Source organism: Vicinamibacterales bacterium (genome assembly GCA_041659285.1).
Lineage (GTDB): Bacteria > Acidobacteriota > Vicinamibacteria > Vicinamibacterales > UBA2999 > 12-FULL-67-14b.
On the sequence record JBAZYO010000024.1, the window covers coordinates 21,879 to 40,048 of the forward strand.

Below are 18,170 nucleotides of genomic sequence, written 5' to 3' on the forward strand. Positions count from 1 at the left end.
ACGTCCCCTTTTCTATTCGCCGAGCGCGCGCGCCGCGGCCGCGAGCACTTGCGGCACGCGGAACGGTTTGGTCAGGTAGCCCGCCACACCCAGGTTGACCGCCTCGATGGCGCTCGACTCGGTGGAGAAGCCCGTGATGATGATGACCGGGATGTCGGCCTTCAGGCGCTTGGCTTCGCGGATCAGCGTCAGGCCGTCCATGCCGGGCATCTTGAGGTCGGCAATCAGCAGGTCGTAGTGCCCGAGGCGCAGGCGCTCGAGCGCCGCCCGGCCATCCGGCGCCGTGTCCACGTCGTATTCCGCGAGCGCCAGGGTCTTGGCCAGCAACTCACGGATGCTTGATTCGTCGTCCACCACCAGCACGCGCGAGCGGCCTTCGCGGGCCGGCGGCCGGTCGGACACGGCCACCTGCGGAACCCGCTCGCCGCGGGGGCGCTGGGTGTCGAGCCAGGCGTCGATGTCGCGTTTGCGGAACCGCCACTGGCGTCCCACCCGGACAGCCGGGATCTTGCCGGCCTTAATCAGGCGGTAAACCGTGCGGAGGTTGACCTGGAGATACTCCAGGACTTCTTCGGTTGTGAGGAAGATTTCGTCGTTTGGAAAGTTAACGCCCACTAAGTGTCTCTGGAACCGGTATCTTACCCCAATAGGACGCCTTGGCCCGCCGAAGCCTTGGCGAAGGCGGCCGTTGCCGACTTTCGGAGCCGTCCCGCCGTCTTAGACAATAGCAAGCGAGAGAGATTGGCCAAACGTTTCGCATGGTAGCGACAGACGAGGAGCTCGTTGCCCGGTCCATGGCCGGCGACGCCGAGAGCTTCAACCAGCTGGTTTTGCGCTGGGAACGGCCGATCTATGCCTTGGCGTATCGCGTCATCGGCCGCGACGAAGACGCCCGGGACGTGGCTCAGGAGACCTTTCTCCGGGCCTTCCGGGCCCTGCCCGGGTTCAAAGGCCAGGCGAAATTTTCCTCCTGGCTGTACAGAATCGCCCTGAACCTGTGCCGGGACTGGATCCGGCGGAAGAAGCGGACCCCGGTCGTTGACCTGCCCGAAGGGGCCGACGTCATCGAAATGGCGGCCGAGCAGGGGCCGGTCGAGTCGATCGAAGACCTGGTGTCGCGGCACGAAATGAGCCGCATCGTGGCCGAGGGCATGGAACTGCTGCCGGAAGAGCAGCGCACCGCCATCGTGCTGAAGGAGTACCACGGCCTGACGTTTCAGGAGATTGCCGACTTGCAGGGGTGCCCGCTGAGCACCGTCAAGACGCGGTTGTACCAAGGCTTGAGCGTGCTGCGTAAGCACCTGGAGAGCCGCGGGATGACCAGTTTTCAGAGTGGAAGAGCATCATGAGCCTCATGTTCGCCTGTGACAAGGGCGCCCTGGTCGCCTACCTCTACGACGAGGTGGGCGCCCCGGAACGCCTGAAGTTCGAGAATCACCTGCGCGAGTGCGCCGCCTGCGCCGCCGAGGTCGCCGCGCTGTCGGGCGTGCGAACCGAGTTGTCGCAGTGGGCGCCGCCCGACGCCGAACTCGGCTTCACCATCGCCCAGAAGTCCGTGGCCTCGAAGCCGGCCGACGTGCTTCGCCCCGCGCAGTGGTGGAACACGGTACCGGCGTGGGCGCAAGCCGCGGCGGCCGTGCTGGTGCTGGCGGTGGGCGCCGCGATCGCCAACGTCCAGGTCAGGTCGGGGCCGGACGGGTTTGTCGTGTCTACCGGCTGGATGAGCCCGGCCGGGGCCACGTCCACGGCTGGCGCGCCGCCGGCGGCCGCCGCGGTGGCCCCCGACGAGCAGTGGAAGACCGCGCTTATCAGCCTCGAGCAGCAACTGCGTGAAGAAATCCGCGCGACCCGGGAGACCGGAACGGTCCGCGCGGCGTCGAGATCAGAAGCGGACGGTGCCACCCTGACGCGCGTGCGCGAGCTGCTCGAAGCGAGCGAGACGCGGCAGAAGCGCGAGCTGGCGCTGCGCGTGACCCAGCTCACGCGCGACATGGACATCCAGCGCCGCGTCGACCTGCTGCGCGTCGAACAGGCCATTGGCCACACCGGCGTGGAGATGGCGAAGCAACGGCAGCAGTTGAATTACGTGCTGCGGGCGTCAACGACGCCGCAGCAATAGCGGTACGAATGCAGAGTCGGTAGAACAAACATCATGAAGAAGCAGATCAGCACGTGGATCGTCCTGTCGGCCCTGGTCGTGGCGGTTCCGGCCGCGGCGCAGGAGGCGGCGACGGCGAAGCCGGTGAACATGAACGACATGCGCCATCACATCTACGTGATGGAAGGCGCGCTCGCGCGGGCCGTCGACTACGGCGCCAAGGCGCTGAACCGGGACATCCTGGCCGTGATGCCGGGCGTCTTCATCCTGGCCGGCGAGGCACAGGCCCGGGGCGTCTACCTGGATGGCTACGGGGTCTACTTCGACGTGCAGGTGCCGATGATGCGGCAGAGCATGATGTGGAGCCTGCGCACGATGATCGACCAGGACAACTCCGCCACGCAGGGCGCCATCAGCGACATCCGCAAGATCGCCCAGTCCACCATCACCGATCCGACCTCGCGGGCGGCGCTCGAGCGCTCCCTCAAGCAACTGGAAACGCAGGCGGTCCCGAACACCGCCTACCCGCGCTCCGCCAACCCCGGCAATCCGACCGTGTCGCCGGGCGTCGTGATCCCGGACAGCTCCGCCGGGGGCGTCGGCGCCGCGACCGCGGCCGGCGTGGCGCCGGCGCCGCGGCCTCCCGCCGGCGATCGGGCGTGGGCGCAGGATCCGAATCGCGCCTACACCGAGGCCGTGACGCGGGCGCTCGTGGACGCCATCATCGACTACAGCACACCAATGGCGATCGGACCCGACCAGTGGCTCACCGTGTCGGCCCGCGACAACGAAGGCCGCGACACCCTGGCGCCGCAGGACCCCCTCGAGGAAGTGGTGACGATGATCTACCGGATCAAGGGCGCCGACCTCATCGCCTATCGCGCCGGCAGGATCGACCGCGACGAAGCGCGCAAGCGCGTCCAGGTCAGCCAGTTCTAAGGGAGTGTCCGCGCCACTAAAGGAACCTTCTCCGGGCGCCGGTGTCTTAGAATAGCGAAGGCGGGCGGATCCGCCGCGACACCCATGGAAACCAAAACCCCGCGCGTCCCGGTGCTCACCCTCATTGGTGGCTTGCTCGCCTTCGCCGCGATCGTGGCGGGTGTGGTCACCCTGTCGTCCTACGGCTGCGGCGCGTCGGTGGACGCCGTCGCCGCGCTCGAACCGGTGGACGTGGTCACCGGCTGGTTCGACGATGGGATCATCGAGGGCGGGAAGAACAAGCTGGTGCCGAGCGTCACGCTGAAGCTCCGCAACAAGACCACCGAAGAACTCAAGTCCATCCAGATCAACGCCATCTTCCGCCGCGTCGGCGAGAAGGAAATGTGGGGCGAGTACTACGGTTGGGCCGTTCCCCGCGAGCCGGTGCTCGCCGGCGGCGCCGAAACCGGTGCCCTCGTCATGCACTCGACCCTCGGCTACACCGGCACGCAGCCCCGCATGCAGATGCTCCAGAACAAGGAGTTCATGGACGCCAAGGTGGAGATCTTCCTCAAGCAGGGCTCGAAGGTGTGGGCCAAGCTGGCGGAGTATCCGATTCAGCGCCAGTTGCTGACGCGGTAAAGGAACCGCGCCTCGCCCGCGTATAATCCCGCGATGGCGAGCCCCGCTGCTGCTTCCTCACTCGAACGCCGCCTCGGTCCGCTTGACGCGGCGGCGATCATCGTCTCCAACGTCATCGGCGGCGGCATCCTCTTCACCCCTCCCCTCATCGCGGCGGGCGTGCCCAACCCGTGGTTGTTCCTCGGCATCTGGATCGCCGGCGGCGCGCTGGCGTTCTGTGGCGCCACCGCCTACGCGGAACTGGCGGCGCTGCGGCCTAGGGCCGGCGGCGAGTACGTCTACCTGCGCGCCGCCTACGGCAACCTCGCCGGCTTCCTGACCGGCTGGGTGTCCTTCGTCGCCGGCTTTGCCGGCGCCATTGCCGCCACCTCGGTTGTTCTCGTCTTCTACCTGGATCGCTTCTTCCCGGGCGCCGCCGATCACACGCCGTTCTTCGTCATTCCCATTCCCGGCTTCCCGCTGACCGTGTCGCGGCGCACGCTCGTCGCCATCGCCGCGGTCGTGGCGTTGTCGTACGTGCACTACCGCGGCGTCGGCCCCGGCCGCCTGCTGATGAACTTCCTGGCCGTGCTCAAGGTGTCGGCGTTGATGATCTTCATCGCCGCCGGCTTCTCGATCGGCGCGGGCTCCACCGCCAACCTGCAACAGGTGGCCGGCCCGGTTGCCGCGTCGTCCTGGATGCTGGCGTTGCTCGCCGTGATGTTCACCTACTCGGGGTGGAACGCCGCGTCGTACATGGCGGAAGAGATCCGCGACCCCGGCCGCAACGTGCCCAAGGCGCTGGCCCTGGGCACCGGCGCGGTGATCGTGATCTACGTGCTGCTGAACACGCTGTACCTCTATGTCATGCCGGTTGGTGAACTGGCCAAGGTGCAGAGCAGCGTGCTCGACGTGGTGGCCGACAAGGTGCTGGGCTCCGCGGCCGGCAACATCATGGGCGTGGTCTCGATCATCAGCCTGCTGGCGAGCGTCAGCGCGAACATTTTCGCCGGGCCGCGCGTGTACTACGCGATGGCGCGCGACAGCGTCTTCTTCCCGGCCGCCGCCAAGGTCCACCCGGTCTACCGCACGCCGTCGGTCGCGATCATCGCGCAGGCGATCTGGGCCAGCATCCTGATCATGTGGGGCGGGGCCGATACCCTGACGACCTATACCGGCTTTGCGGTCACGCTGTTTTCCACCATCGCGGTCGCCGCCGTCTTCGTGCTGCGCAACCGCGAACCGAACGCCGAGCGCCCGTTCAGCGCCTGGGGGTATCCGTTCACGCCGGCCCTGTTCGTGATCGTCGGCACCGCCACCGTGATCAACGGCGTCTTCTCGGCGCCCTATACCACGCTGGCCGGTCTTGCCGTGATGGCCGCCGGCATCCCGCTGTATCTCTACTTCGGGCGGAAGCGCTCGACCTAGACCGGAGAGCAAGAGACAGCAAGACCAGGAGTCCGCCTGATCCGTCAAGCCAGCAGTTCGGCCAGGGCCCTCAGCAACTGCTCGCGGCTGAACGGCTTCTGGAGAAAACGCGTGTGGGGCTCCGCCTGGTAGTGAAGAGGGAGGTGGCCGTCGGTGTAGCCGGACATCAACAACGCCTTCATGTGCGGGTAGTGGAGGCGAGCCGCCTCGATGAAGGCCGGACCGCTGGTCTGAGGCAACACGACATCGCTGACGATGAGGTCGAAGGCGGCGGCGGTTGACTTGAGCACGGCGAGGCCTTCGTTGCCGTCTCCGGCGGTCACCACGTCAAACCCGGCCGCGGTCAGGAATTCGGCAACCAGCTCGCGCACCGGCTCTTCGTCTTCGACCAGGAGCACGCGGCCGTGTCCGCGGGGAACGGGCCCCAGCGGTTCGTTGACCGCCGCCTCCACGGGCCGCTCGCCGGTGGCCGGCAGCATGATGGTGACCGTCGCACCCGCGCCCGGCGCGCTCTCGAGCCAGATGTATCCACCGCTCTGCTTGACGATGCCGTAGACCGTGGACAGGCCGAGGCCGGTGCCCTTTGCCGGATCCTTCGTCGAGAAGAACGGCTCGAAGGCCTTGCTGACGGTGGCAGCATCCATGCCGATGCCGGTGTCACGCACGGTCAGCGAAACGTAGTGGCCTGGTGGCGCGAATGCCGCCGACGATCCGACCTGGAATGGCTCAGGGAGGAACACGTTGGCGGTTTCGATCCCGAGCGACCCACCCTCCGGCATCGCATCCCGCGCGTTGACCACGAGGTTCAGCAGCACCTGCTCCATCTGGCTGGGGTCGACCTTCACCGGGTACAACTCGTGTGCCGGCCGGATCACCATCCGGATGTCCTCGCCGATGACACGCGACAGCATCCGCTCGGTGGCTTCGAGTGCCCTGTTCAGATCGACGATCTCCGGCTGCAGCACCTGGCGCCGGCTGAACGCCAGGAGCTGGCGGGTGAGCGCCGCGGCCCGATCGACGGTCTCCTTGAGGCCGACCAGGTGCCGGCGGCGAGGCGCCGCATCCTCGCCGTCGAGCAGCCGTTCGGCGTATCCGCCAATGACCATGAGGAGGTTGTTGAAATCGTGGGCGATCCCGCCGGCGAGGCGGCCCACCGCGTCCTGCTTCTGCACCCGATGGAGCTGCCGCGCCAGCTCGCGGTTCTCCTCGACGGCGCGCTGCGCCAACCGCCGCTCGGTCGCGTCCCTGATGATGGCAATGACGCGCAGTGACTTGCCCGACCCGAGCGGGCTCAACCCGACCTCGACCGGGAACGTCGTCCCGTCGGACCGTAACCCGATCAGTTCGGCCCGCTCTCCCATCGGTCTCAACTGTGGATGTTCGGCGAACGCCTCGCGCGCGGCGACGTGCGCGAGGCGCGCGCGCCCGGGCATCAGGATTTCAACTGGTTGATTGATGAGGTCCGCCGGTGCGTATCCGAACAGCTGCCCACAAGCCTGGTTCGCCAGCATGATGCAGCCGTGCGCATCGGTGACGAGCACGCCGTCGGCGGTCGCGTCGAACAACTCGCGAAAGTCTTGCGTCCCGGCAATGTGGCCCGCTTCGCGGTGATTGAGACCGACGCGACGGATGGCGAATCCCGCCGTCGCGCACAACTGCCGGGGGTTGACCGGCTTGATCAGATACGCGAACGGGCCGACGGCTGCTGCCCGAGCCATCGTCTCCGGGTCGGCGGCACCGGTGACAAACAGGACCGGCGTGCGGCGGCGGCCGTTCAGTGCCACCGCCAACGCGATGCCATCGATCGCGCCTTGGAGGCCGATGTCCAGCACGACGAGGTCGGGGTGCCGGACACCGGCGGCGACCAGGGCGTCGGCTCCGCTGGTCACCGTCACCGGTACCTCGAAGCCGCCGGCGACCAGAATGTCGCGGAACTCTCGCGCGATCAGCAGATCGTCCTCGACGACCAGCACGCGGCCTCGTGATTTCATCACCTCACCGTGTCACGTGAGGTTGCTCAGGCGGATGGCGACGGTCGTCCCCGGCGCGCCATCGACCGCGATCGTGCCGCCCGACTGTTCGACCAGGCTCTCGACCAGCTGCAACCCCATCGCCTGCTGCCGGCGCTCGGCGAGGTCCGGCGGCAGCCCGATGCCGTTGTCGGCAACAGTCAGCTGGAACGAGGCGCCGTCGCCGGACCGCGTGAGCGTCACCGTCACGTCTCCCGAGCCTTCCGGAAACGCATGCTCGAGGCTGTTCGAAATGAGCTCGTTGACGATCAGGCCGAGGCGGGTGGCGGTGTCAAATGACACGTCAACCCGCTCCAGATGGGTGTGAAACCGCACCAGGGCGGGATCGATGTCGTGGGTGTGTTGGATCTCCTCGATCAGCCGCCAGCCGTATTCCTGCAAGTTGACGCGGGCGGAGCCGAATTGCTGGAAGCCCTCGGGAGCGCGGCTCTCCGCCTGCCAGAGCAGGTCGTGGACCAGGGCCATGGCGCGTACCTGGTCTCGCGTCTTCTCGAGTGCGGCCGCCGCGTCCGGATCCGCGATCGTCGTCTTGCGAAGGTTGAGCAGGCTCGACATCACTTGCAGGTTGTTCTTGGTGCGGTGGTGAAGTTCCTTGCGCAGCAGGTTGCTGGTGTCGAGCAACGATCGGAGTTCGGCGTTTGCGTTCCGGCGTACCGAGACATCGCGGACGCTGGCGATGACGAGCAGTTCGTTGGGCGTGCGGAGGGGACTCAGGCTGACCTCGATGGCGAACTCGGAGCTGTCCTTGCGGCGGCCCATCAGGTCGCGTCCAGAGGCCATGACGCAGATCTTTGGCCGCGCTTCGTAGCGTTCGCGGCTCAACTGGTGCGGACCGCGCAGCGCCTCGGGCATGAGCACTTCGACCTCGACGCCGGTCAATTCGCCGGGCGCATAGCCGAACATGCCGGCCAGTTGCGTGTTCGCGAGCAACATGCGACCGGCTGAATCGACCACGGCAATGCCGTCCGGGACCGCATTGAGGACGCCTTCACAGGTGCGGGTGAGGGATTCGGTTGACTGCGAGTCTCTAGGGGGATTCGGCGCCGCCATGTCGAAACATCTGCCTCACAATGGTTCAATTCCGGCCAACAACGGGCCAGTAAAGGTCTTGTGAATCAATGAGTTACGAATTATTGTTCAAAACGCGGTGAGTCTGGCCCAACTGGCGGCGTCCGTCAAGCCCCAACGCGAAATCTAGCCGCGTCGTCGCGCCCATTCGATGAGCTCGCCCTGCGAATGGACGTCCAGCTTGCGATAGATGTTCTTGAGGTGATTGCGCACGGTGTGCGGGCTCAAGCTGACGGCTTGGGCGATCGTCGAGACCCGCGCGTTGTTGACCAGGCGGGTCATGATGTCGCGCTCCCTCCGCGTCAGGGTGGCGACATCAGGGTCGGACTGCCAGGAGGTGGTGGGTTCGACGCCGATCTCCCTGAGCACAGTCGCGATGTTCTGGAGGCCCGCTTCCATCGCCTCGCTGCGCTGCGAGGCGCGGGCCAACCGCGACCGCGCCACTGCCTTCCGGATGGCGAGCGTGGCAACACAGTGCAGTTGCCGGTCGTTGAACGGCTTGAGCACGTAGCCCATGACGTTGGTTGAGGCCACCCGCTCGAGCGTTGCGGCGTCGACATGTCCGGTCACGTAGACGATCGGGATGTCACCGCCGCTCGCGATCCGGGAAGCGACCTGAACACCGTCGAGATCGCCGCTCAGCCCGATGTCCATGATCACCAGGCTCGGCTTGTGACGCTCGATCTGTTCCAGTGCCTCGCGGCCAGACCCCGCCAGCCCAAGGACCGAGAAGCCAGCTCGCTGCAGACTCTGCTGCAGGTCCTTGGCGATGGCCCACTCGTCTTCCACGATCACGACGGTCGGATTGATTCTTTTCAATTGAGCCATGACACTCCGGGCGCCGCCGCGCGCGTGTACCGCCAGCCGCGACGCCGGCCCGTGTCGCGTGCTGACGTTGGCCGAACCAGGTGTTTCACGCAATTAGTCCACGACAGGCCAGGCAGACCGGTGCTTTGCCCCACCCTCAGTCAAGGCGCCCCGTGAGCAGTACATTGGATACCACACTCGCGGCGATCTTGTTCCACGGCGAGGCGCCGCCCCCGCGGCCGGCCGGTGCCGGGCGGGTGGTGTGAGACACTACGGAGATGGAGTCGACGTTTCACGCCACGACGATTCTGGCCGTGCGCCGGGACGATCGGGCGGTGCTCGCCGGAGACGGCCAGGTCACCCTCGGCAACACCGTCGTCAAGCAGAACGCCCGCAAGATCCGGCGCCTCTACAACGACAGCATCCTGGCCGGCTTTGCCGGGTCGGCCGCCGATTCCTTTGCGCTGTTCGCGCGGTTCGAGGCCAAGCTTGAGCAGTACCGCGGCAACCTCGAACGGTCGGCCGTCGAACTGGCCAAGGACTGGCGCACTGATCGCGCGCTGCGCCGCCTCGAGGCCATGCTGATCGTGCTCGACCAGAAGTCGATGTTCCTGCTGTCGGGCACCGGCGACCTGATCGAGCCGGATGAGCCGGTGATCGGCATCGGCTCCGGCGGCGCGTTCGCGCAGGCCGCCGCCAAGGCGCTCATGCGGCACACCGCCATGAGCCCGCGCGAGATTGCCGAGCGGTCGATGGTGATCGCCTCAGAAATCTGCATCTACACGAACAGCAACATCACCGTCGAAGAACTGTAAGCCCCCCGATGTCCATTCCCCTTCCCGAGCGCTCGTCCACGTTCATTGATTCGCTGACGCCACGCCAGATCGTGGCCGAGCTCGACAAGTACGTGGTCGGGCAGGCCAAGGCGAAGCGGGCCGTGGCCATCGCGCTGCGCAACCGGCTGCGACGGCAGAAGCTGCCGGCGGAGCTGGCCGAAGACGTGGCGCCCAAGAACATCCTGATGATCGGGCCGACCGGCGTCGGCAAGACCGAGATTGCGCGCCGCCTGGCGCGGCTGGCGCAATCGCCGTTCATCAAGGTCGAAGCCTCGAAGTTCACCGAGGTCGGCTACGTCGGCCGCGACGTCGAGTCGATGGTCCGCGACCTGGTGGAGCTGGCGGTCAGCATGGTCCGCGACGAGCGGATCGAGGAAGTGCGGGCCAAGGCCGAATTGAACACCGAGGAGCGGCTGCTGGACCTGCTGCTGCCGCCGCGCCCGGCCGCGCCCGACGAAGACCCCGGCCGCATTCGCGACGAGATGCACGACACCCGCCAGCGGATGCGCGAGCAGCTGCGCGAGGGCAAGCTCGACGAGCGGTTCGTCGAGATCGAGGTGCAGGAGAAGTCGTTCCCGTCGATCGAGTTGATCACCGGGTCGTCGATGGAGGAAGTCGGCGTCAACCTGCGCGACATGATGCCGGGGATGTTCCAGGGCCGCTCGAAGCGCCGGCGCGTGACGGTGGCCGACGCGCGCCAGCGGCTGAGCGGCGAGGAAGAGCAGAAGCTGATCGACATGGAGGCCGTCGCCGCGGCCGCGGTGGACCGCGTCGAGCAGGCCGGGATCATCTTCGTGGACGAGATCGACAAGATCGCCGGCCGCGAAGGCAGCCACGGTCCCGAGGTCAGCCGCGAGGGCGTGCAACGCGACATCCTGCCGATTGTCGAGGGCACTACCGTCAACACCAAGCACGGCATGGTCCGCACCGACCACATCCTGTTCATCGCCGCCGGCGCGTTTCACGTCTCGAAGCCGTCGGACTTGATCCCCGAGCTCCAGGGCCGCTTTCCGATCCGGGTCGAGCTCGAGGCGCTCGGGCAGGCCGAGTTCGTCCGCATCCTCACCGAGCCGAAGAGCGCGTTGATCAAGCAGTACGTCGCGCTGATGGCCACCGAGGGCGTGGACCTCAAGTTCACCGAAGACGGCGTCGCCACCATCGCGGAATTCGCCACCACCGTTAACGAGCGGACCGAGAACATCGGCGCCCGCCGCCTGCACACGGTGATGGAGCGGCTGCTCGACGAGGTGTCGTTCGACGCGCCAACCCTCGAGGACAAATCGATTACCATTGACGCGGCATACGTGCGCCGCATGCTCGCCGACATCGTCAAGAACGAAGACTTGTCCCGCTACATCCTGTGACCCCTTCGACTCGCGTCGCCGCGGTGCCACCGCGCCGACTCTCGCTCAGGGCAGGCCATTCGACTCGCGTCGCCGCGATGCCTTCGCGCCGGCGCTCGCTCAGGGCAGGCGCAGCCGCAGCGTTGATCGTGATCGTCGTGACCGCCGCGTGCGGCAAGAAGGGGCCGCCGCTGGCGCCCTTCGTGCGCGTGCCGGCGGCGGTCGCCGAGGTCGCCGTGCAGCGGCTGGGCGACCAGGTCTACGTTTCGTTCCCGGTGCCAAGCGCCAACGTTGACGGCCAGCAGCCGGCGGACATCGCCTCGCTCGAGGTCTACGCGATCACCGCCACCCGCCCGCCCGAGACCGACGAACAACGCAAGCTCGCCACGTTGATCGCCACGCTGCCGGTCCGCCCGATCATGCCGGAGCTGCCACCGGCCGCCGGTGGTGTCGAGGTGCCGCCGCTGCCGGCGCCGCCGGGCATCGATCGCGCCGCGCGCGCCGTGGTGAAAGAGACCCTCACTCCCGACCTGCACGTGGCGGTGGAGCTGCCGCTCCCCAAGGGCGCCGTGGCGCCGATCAAGGCGGCGGACGAAGAACCGGTGGCGGGCCCGTTGGTGGCGCCGGCCCCGGCGCAACAGCCGCGGCGCTACTACTTCGTGATCGGTGTGAGCCCGCGCGGGCGGAAGGCGCCGGCTTCGCCGCCGGTGCCGGTCCCGCTGGATGCGGCCAGCTCGGCGCCTGGCGCGCCGCAGGTCACCTTCACCGAGACGGCCATGACCATCAAGTGGTCGCCTTCACCGGACGCGCGCTCGGCGACGTTCGCCGAACCCATCGCGCCACTGGTGGTGCCCGTACCTGGCAATGCCTCGCCGGCCGCCCTCACCCCGCTGGCGCCGATCGCGCCGCTGCTGGTCGCGAAGTCATTGGGCTTCCAGTCCGAAGCCACGACCTATCACCTGTTCGAGGTGGCCGCTGCCGACGTTGCCGGCGATCCGTTCGCGATCACGGTGCCGGCGGCGCTCACGCCGCAGCCGCTCGCCGTCACCGAGTACGTGATCCCGAGCGTGACCTTCGGTGTGGAGCGCTGCTTCGTGGTGCGGCCGGTTGAACGCGTGGCCGGCGCCGTGGTGCAGGGGCCCGCATCACCCAGGACGTGCGTGACCCCGGCGGACACCTTCCCGCCTGCAGCGCCGCTGTCGCTGGCGGCGATTGTGGGGGAGGGCGTGATTAGCCTGATCTGGGAGCCCAATACCGAGAAGGACCTTGCCGGCTACCTGGTCTTGCGCGGGGACGCGCCCGGTGACACACTTCGAGCGATAACGCCGGAGCCGGTCGTGGGCACGACCTATCGCGACACCACCGCGCGCGCGGGCACGCGATACGTGTACGTCGTCGTGGCGGTTGACCGGGCCACGCCGCAGAATGTCAGCGCGCAGTCCAACCGGGTCGAAGAGACCGCGCGGTAATCACCAATCACGACCACACGAAGACGGGACGCATGGATCGCATTTATCGAGTGAAGCAGGGGATGGGCGGGCGCTACGCGGTGGAGCGCGGCGGCAACCTGTTCTGGTTGCGCGGCGACGTGTTCGGCACTTACGAACCGGGCGACGAAATTCCGGCCGGGTCGGCGCTGAAGTTCCTGGCGCCGGTGCAGCCGTCGATCGTGGTGTGCATCGGCCTGAACTACAAGGACCACGCCGCGGAGATGAAGAAGAAGCTCCCGGACGAGCCGCTGGTGTTCCTGAAGCCGGCGACGACGGTGATTGGCCCGGACGAGCCGATTCGGCTCCCCGGCTGGGCCGGCCGCATCGAGCACGAGGCCGAGATGGCGGTGGTGATCGGCAAGCGCGCCTCGCAGGTCAAGGCCGCCGACGCCATGGACTACATCCTCGGTGTGACGTGCTTGTGTGACGTCACCGCGCGCGAGTTGCAGGTCAACGACGTGCAGTACTCACGCGCCAAGGGCTTCGACACTTTCGCGCCCCTCGGCCCCTGCATCGCGGTCGGCCTCGACCCGTCAGCCCTCGAGATTGAAGGCTGGGTCAACGGCGAGCGGCGCCACCACTCGAACACCCGCGAGCTGATCTTCCCGGTGCCGTACCTGGTCGAGCACGTTTCCCGGTTCATGACCCTCCAGCCCGGTGACGTGATCACGACCGGCACCCCGTCAGGCGTGGGGCCGCTGGTGCCCGGCGATCGCATGATGGTCAAGGTCGAAGGCGTCGGCACGCTCAGCAACCCGTGTCAATGAACCCGATCGATCGGCTGCGGGAACGCGAACGCCTCGCCGAACTGGGCGGCGGCGAAGCGCGGCTGCAGAAGCAGCACGAGCAGGGCAAGCTGACCGCGCGCGAGCGCATGACGCGGCTGTTCGATCCCGGCACCTTCGAGGAAGTGGACAAGCTGGTCACGCACCGCTGCCAGGACTTCGGCATGGAGCAGCAGATCGTGCCGGGCGACGGCGTGGTCACCGGCCACGGCCGCATCCACGGCCGCGTCGCCTACGCCTTCGCGCAGGACTTCACCGTGTTCGGCGGCTCGCTCTCGGAGACCAACGCCGCGAAGATCTGCAAGGTGATGGACATGGCGGTGCGCAACGGCGCGCCGGTGATCGGCCTCAACGACTCCGGCGGCGCCCGCATCCAGGAAGGCGTGGTGTCGCTGGGCGGTTACTCCGACATCTTCCTGCGCAACACCCTGGCCTCCGGCGTGGTGCCGCAGATCTCCGCAATCATGGGCCCGTGCGCCGGCGGCGCCGTCTACTCGCCGGCCATCACCGACTTCATCGTGATGGTCAAGCAGACCAGCTACATGTTCGTGACCGGTCCCGACGTGATCAAGACCGTGACCCACGAGGACGTCAGCAAGGAAGACCTCGGCGGCGCGATGACGCACAACGAGAAGAGCGGCGTGGCGCACTTCGCGGTGGAAGACGACGCCGAATGCCTGGCGCTGATCCGCGAGCTGCTGTCGTTCATGCCCGGCAACAACCTGGACGACCCACCCCGCAAGCCGACCGACGACCCCGCCGACCGCGAAGACGACGCCCTCGACACGCTGGTGCCGGCCTCGCCCAACCAGCCCTACGACATGCTCGACCTCATCCACACCATTGCCGATGACGGCTACTTCCTCGAAGTGCATCAGCACTACGCGCGGAACATGCTGGTGGGGTTCGCGCGGCTCGGCGGCCGTCCGGTCGGCATCGTCGCCAATCAGCCGGCTTACCTCGCCGGCACGCTCGACATCAATGCCTCGGTGAAGGGCGCGCGCTTCGTCCGCTTCTGCGACGCCTTCAACATCCCGCTGATCACCTTCGAGGACGTGCCCGGCTTCCTGCCCGGCACCGTGCAGGAGTACGGCGGCATCATCCGCCACGGTGCCAAGCTGCTGTACGCGTTCGCGGAAGCGACGGTGCCGAAGATCACCGTGATCACGCGCAAGGCCTACGGCGGCGCTTACTGCGTGATGGCCAGCAAGCACCTCCGCACCGACTTCAACTACGCGTGGCCGAGCGCGGAGATTGCGGTGATGGGCGCCGAAGGCGCCGTCAACATCCTCTACAAACGCGAGATCGAGAAGGCCGCCGACCCGGCGGCGACGCGCGCGCAGAAGATCGCGGAGTTCCGCGAGCGGTTTGCCAGCCCGTACGTGGCCGCCGAACGCGGATACGTGGATGAAGTAATCCTGCCGAGGACGACGCGCGCCAAGCTCGTGCAGGCGCTCGCCACCCTCGATCACAAGCGCGACAAGAACCCGCCCAAAAAACATGGAAACATTCCGCTCTAGCCTCGTCCTTGCCATCGTCTTCGCCAGCCTGGCGTGCGCGCGGGCGTCCGAAGCGCCCACGCCGGCCACCGCGCCTCCTGACCGCGCCCCGAAAGCAGCCGTGCAGCAGGCAATCGACCACCTGTCGCCGGCCCGCGATTCGGTCGGCGCGCAGCCCAGGGCCTTCGCGTGGACCGCGGTCCCTGGTGCCGAGGGCTACGCGTTGCTGGTGGTGAACGAGGTGGACATGGAGATTTGGGAAGTGACGGTCCAGGCCACCACCATCGCCGTGCCGAAGGAGATCGTGCTCGACTCGGGCACCTACTTCTGGGCGGTGGCGGCGTTTCAGGGCGGCCGCCAGGTCGCGTATTCCGGCCGCGCGGCCTTTGTCGTCCTGAAGTAGCGCATGCGCTTTCGTCCGCACGCCGTCATCTTCGACATCGATGGCACCCTCGTTGACAACATGGCGCTGCACGCCGAGGCCTTCGCGGTCTTTGCGCAGCGCCATGGCCTGCCGCCGCTCACCGCCGACGATCGCGCCAAGCTCGACGGCCGGCGCAACAGCGAGATCTTTCCGATCCTGTTCGGCCGCGACGTGCCTCGCGACGAGTGGCAGGCCTACGAAGCGGAGAAGGAAGGCTTGTATCGCGAACTGTCACGCGGCCGGTTGCTGCCGGTGAAAGGCCTGCTGGCCCTGATCGCGCGACTCATCGCGGCGGCCATCCCGATGGCGCTGGCGACATCGGCGCCGGAGCCGAACGTCGTGCACACGCTCAACGAGCTGGACCTGACCGCCGCCTTCCCGCTGATCGTGCGCGGCGACCAGGTGCCGCGCGGCAAGCCGGCCCCCGACGTGTTCCTCGAGGCGGCGATCCAGCTCGCCGTGCCGCCGCCCAACTGCCTGGTGTTCGAAGACGCGCCCGTGGGGATTGTCGCGGCCCAGGCCGCCGGCATGCCGGTGGTGGCGCTGACCACCAGTTTCGACGCCGCGCACTTCGCGCGGCTGCAGCCGCCGCCCGCAGCGACCTGCGACGACTTCGACCTGTTTCTCGAACGTCACTTCGCGTAGGCCCGCCGCTCTCCGGCGGACCTCGGCCGCTCGATCCGTTCGTCCCGCCGTTCGCGGCCTGCCGGCTTCGCCGGCCGAACCTCGCCGCACGGCGATAACGCCGTAACTGATAGAATCGTAAGCGGTTCGGCCCGATGAAGAAGATCCTGATCGCCAATCGTGGCGAGATTGCTGTCCGTGTGATCCGTGCGTGCCGCGACATGGGCATTGCCACGGTCGCGGTTTATTCCGAATGCGATCGCGCCGCGCTGCACGTGCGCCTCGCCGACGAAGCCTGGCCGGTGGGGCCGAGCCCGCCGCGCGAGAGCTACCTGCGCATCGACAAAATCATCGACATCGCGAAGAAGTCGGGTGCCGATGCCGTGCATCCGGGCTACGGCTTCCTGGCCGAGAACGAGGATTTCGCGGCGGCGTGCCGCGATGCGGGCCTCGTGTTCATCGGCCCGTCGCCCGAAGCGATCACGCTGATGGGCAGCAAGACCGCCGCGCGCCAGGCCGCCATCAAGGCCGGCGTGCCGGTCGTGCCGGGCACCGAGGAACCGCTGGGCGATCAGACCTCCGACGCCGACGTGCTCGCCGTGGCCGAACGCATCGGCTACCCGCTGATGCTGAAGGCGGTGGCCGGTGGCGGCGGCAAGGGCATGCGCATGGTCGCCTCGCCCGCGGACCTGCCGGGCGCGTTGCGCGCGGCGCGCTCGGAAGCGCAGTCGGCCTTCGGCGACGGTGCCGTGTATCTCGAGCGCCGCATCCTCGCGCCGCGCCACATCGAAGTGCAGTTGCTCGGCGATCACCACGGCACCGTGCTGCCGTTCGTGGAGCGCGAGTGCTCGATCCAGCGCCGTCACCAGAAGGTGGTGGAAGAGAGCCCGTCGCTCGCGGTGTCGCCCGAGTTGCGGCGGCAGATGACGTCGGCGGCCGCCGCGGTGGCGCGGACGGTGGGCTACACCAACGCCGGCACGATCGAGTTCCTGCTCGATACCGACGGCTCGTTCTACTTCCTCGAGATGAACACGCGCCTCCAGGTCGAGCACCCGATCACGGAAATCGCGACGGGCGTGGACCTGGTGCAGTGGCAAATTCGCATCGCCCGCGGCGAGCGGCTCGACCTCGACCCGGAGTCGTTGCTGACGCCCACGGCGCATGCGATCGAGTGCCGCATCTACGCGGAGGACCCGGACAACGGGTTCCTGCCGTCGCCCGGCCGCATCCAGGGGCTGCGCGTGCCGCAGGGGCCGGGGGTGCGCGACGACAGTGGGGCGTACGAGGGCGGCGAGGTGCCGATCTTCTACGACCCGATGATCTCGAAGCTCATCACATGGGGCGACACCCGCGACCGCGCCCTGGCGCGGATGAAGCGCGCGCTGGCGGAATACGAAGTGCGGGGCATTCGCACCACCATCCCGTTCTTCCAGTGGATCCTGGAAGACGACGACTTCAAGGCCGGCCGCTTCGACACCACGTTTATCGATCGCAAGCTCGGCGCGCCCGGCTTCGGCCCGTTGCAGGCGATTGACGCCGATCACGAGGAACTGGCGATGATCGCCGCCGCCGTGCACATGTTCACGCGGCCCGCGGCGAACTCGTTGGCCTCGTCGGCGGCGCCGGTCAGCCACTGGAAACAGGCCGGCCGGGCGGAGGCGCTGCGATGACGTTCGAGGTTGCCGCCGGCAACGGCGTCCGCTCCGTGACCATCTCCCGCAAGGGGGCGCTACTGCACGTCGTGATCGGTGACCGCACCCACGTCGTCGATGCGAGGCGGGTCGGCGAACTCGCGCTGTCACTGCTCGTGCAACCACAGGATGCGTCGCAGCCGACCCGTAGCGTGGATGTGGCGCTGGCCGCGCAGCGCACCGCCGGCGACTTTGACGTGCACGTGGCGGGCCGGACCATCCCGGTGCAGGTCCGCGTGGCGGGCGGGTTCGGACGTCAGAAGAAGGCCGGCGCCGCCCACGGCACCGGCCCGCAGCGGATTGTCGCGCCGATGCCCGGCAAGATCGTCCGCGTGCTGGTGAAAGCGGGCGACCAGGTGACGGCGCGGCAGGGCCTGGTGGTGGTCGAGGCCATGAAGATGGAAAACGAGCTTCGCGCGGTCCGCGACGGGCGGGTCCGCGAGGTGTCGGTGGTCGAGGGGCAGTCGGTGGATGCGGGTGCGAGCCTGCTGGTCGTGGAATAGACACC

The 18,170-nt window shown here is 67.7% G+C and carries 18 protein-coding genes; 14 read left to right on the forward strand and 4 right to left on the reverse strand.

Annotated elements, in window-relative coordinates:
* Positions 1-12: 12 nt before the first annotated feature.
* Positions 13-615 (reverse strand): response regulator, encoded by a 603-nt coding sequence (locus tag WC815_23375; GenBank protein ID MFA5911731.1) that lies wholly within the window; start codon positions 613-615, stop codon positions 13-15.
* A 143-nt stretch (positions 616-758) separates the two neighbouring features.
* Here WC815_23375 and WC815_23380 point away from each other — a divergent pair, with 143 nt between their 5' ends.
* The 5 genes from WC815_23380 to WC815_23400 all read left to right on the forward strand — a co-directional run bounded on the left by WC815_23380 (position 759) and on the right by WC815_23400 (position 5,065).
* Positions 759-1,349: a sigma-70 family RNA polymerase sigma factor gene (locus tag WC815_23380; GenBank protein ID MFA5911732.1), complete on the forward strand. Its 591-nt coding sequence runs from the start codon at positions 759-761 to the stop codon at positions 1,347-1,349.
* On the forward strand, positions 1,346-2,119 hold the full coding sequence (locus WC815_23385) for a zf-HC2 domain-containing protein (protein MFA5911733.1): 774 nt from the start codon (positions 1,346-1,348) through the stop codon (positions 2,117-2,119). The genes WC815_23380 and WC815_23385 overlap by 4 nt, the downstream gene beginning before the upstream one ends.
* A gap of 33 nt (positions 2,120-2,152) precedes the next feature.
* Positions 2,153-3,037: a hypothetical protein gene (locus WC815_23390; GenBank protein ID MFA5911734.1), complete on the forward strand. Its 885-nt coding sequence runs from the start codon at positions 2,153-2,155 to the stop codon at positions 3,035-3,037.
* Between the two features lie 84 nt (positions 3,038-3,121).
* Complete coding sequence (locus WC815_23395; GenBank protein ID MFA5911735.1) at positions 3,122-3,658, forward strand: hypothetical protein; 537 nt, start codon at positions 3,122-3,124, stop codon at positions 3,656-3,658.
* Positions 3,659-3,691: 33 nt separating this feature from the next.
* The gene (locus WC815_23400) at positions 3,692-5,065 is read left to right on the forward strand and encodes an amino acid permease (GenBank protein MFA5911736.1); all 1,374 of its coding nucleotides are present in this window, start codon (positions 3,692-3,694) and stop codon (positions 5,063-5,065) included.
* A gap of 44 nt (positions 5,066-5,109) precedes the next feature.
* Here the strand turns inward: WC815_23400 and WC815_23405 are convergent, their stop codons facing one another.
* The 3 genes from WC815_23405 to WC815_23415 form a co-directional block, all read right to left on the reverse strand.
* Positions 5,110-7,056, reverse strand: a complete 1,947-nt coding sequence (locus WC815_23405; GenBank protein MFA5911737.1) for a response regulator — start codon at positions 7,054-7,056, stop codon at positions 5,110-5,112.
* Between the two features lie 12 nt (positions 7,057-7,068).
* The gene (locus WC815_23410; protein MFA5911738.1) at positions 7,069-8,145 is read right to left on the reverse strand and encodes a PAS domain S-box protein; all 1,077 of its coding nucleotides are present in this window, start codon (positions 8,143-8,145) and stop codon (positions 7,069-7,071) included.
* Between the two features lie 144 nt (positions 8,146-8,289).
* Positions 8,290-8,982, reverse strand: a complete 693-nt coding sequence (locus WC815_23415; protein ID MFA5911739.1) for a response regulator — start codon at positions 8,980-8,982, stop codon at positions 8,290-8,292.
* Between the two features lie 266 nt (positions 8,983-9,248).
* On the opposite strand from WC815_23415, the gene hslV reads away from it, so the two are divergent.
* The 9 genes from hslV to WC815_23460 all read left to right on the forward strand — a co-directional run bounded on the left by hslV (position 9,249) and on the right by WC815_23460 (position 18,165).
* A complete protein-coding gene (gene hslV, locus WC815_23420; GenBank protein ID MFA5911740.1) occupies positions 9,249-9,785 on the forward strand; it encodes an ATP-dependent protease subunit HslV in 537 nt (178 codons plus the stop codon).
* An 8-nt stretch (positions 9,786-9,793) separates the two neighbouring features.
* The gene (gene hslU / locus WC815_23425; GenBank protein MFA5911741.1) at positions 9,794-11,170 is read left to right on the forward strand and encodes an ATP-dependent protease ATPase subunit HslU; all 1,377 of its coding nucleotides are present in this window, start codon (positions 9,794-9,796) and stop codon (positions 11,168-11,170) included.
* Positions 11,171-11,298: 128 nt separating this feature from the next.
* On the forward strand, positions 11,299-12,618 hold the full coding sequence (locus tag WC815_23430; protein ID MFA5911742.1) for a hypothetical protein: 1,320 nt from the start codon (positions 11,299-11,301) through the stop codon (positions 12,616-12,618).
* 32 nt (positions 12,619-12,650) lie between these two features.
* Positions 12,651-13,406, forward strand: a complete 756-nt coding sequence (locus WC815_23435) for a fumarylacetoacetate hydrolase family protein (GenBank protein ID MFA5911743.1) — start codon at positions 12,651-12,653, stop codon at positions 13,404-13,406.
* Positions 13,403-14,944, forward strand: coding sequence for an acyl-CoA carboxylase subunit beta (locus WC815_23440; protein ID MFA5911744.1), 1,542 nt, complete (start codon positions 13,403-13,405; stop codon positions 14,942-14,944). The genes WC815_23435 and WC815_23440 overlap by 4 nt, the downstream gene beginning before the upstream one ends.
* Positions 14,925-15,326, forward strand: a complete 402-nt coding sequence (locus WC815_23445) for a hypothetical protein (protein ID MFA5911745.1) — start codon at positions 14,925-14,927, stop codon at positions 15,324-15,326. Before WC815_23440 ends, WC815_23445 begins: the two co-directional genes overlap by 20 nt.
* A gap of 3 nt (positions 15,327-15,329) precedes the next feature.
* A complete protein-coding gene (locus WC815_23450) occupies positions 15,330-15,992 on the forward strand; it encodes an HAD family phosphatase (protein ID MFA5911746.1) in 663 nt (220 codons plus the stop codon).
* A 134-nt stretch (positions 15,993-16,126) separates the two neighbouring features.
* The gene (locus WC815_23455; protein ID MFA5911747.1) at positions 16,127-17,641 is read left to right on the forward strand and encodes an acetyl-CoA carboxylase biotin carboxylase subunit; all 1,515 of its coding nucleotides are present in this window, start codon (positions 16,127-16,129) and stop codon (positions 17,639-17,641) included.
* Complete coding sequence (locus WC815_23460; protein MFA5911748.1) at positions 17,638-18,165, forward strand: biotin/lipoyl-containing protein; 528 nt, start codon at positions 17,638-17,640, stop codon at positions 18,163-18,165. Before WC815_23455 ends, WC815_23460 begins: the two co-directional genes overlap by 4 nt.
* The last annotated feature ends 5 nt before the right edge of the window (positions 18,166-18,170 follow it).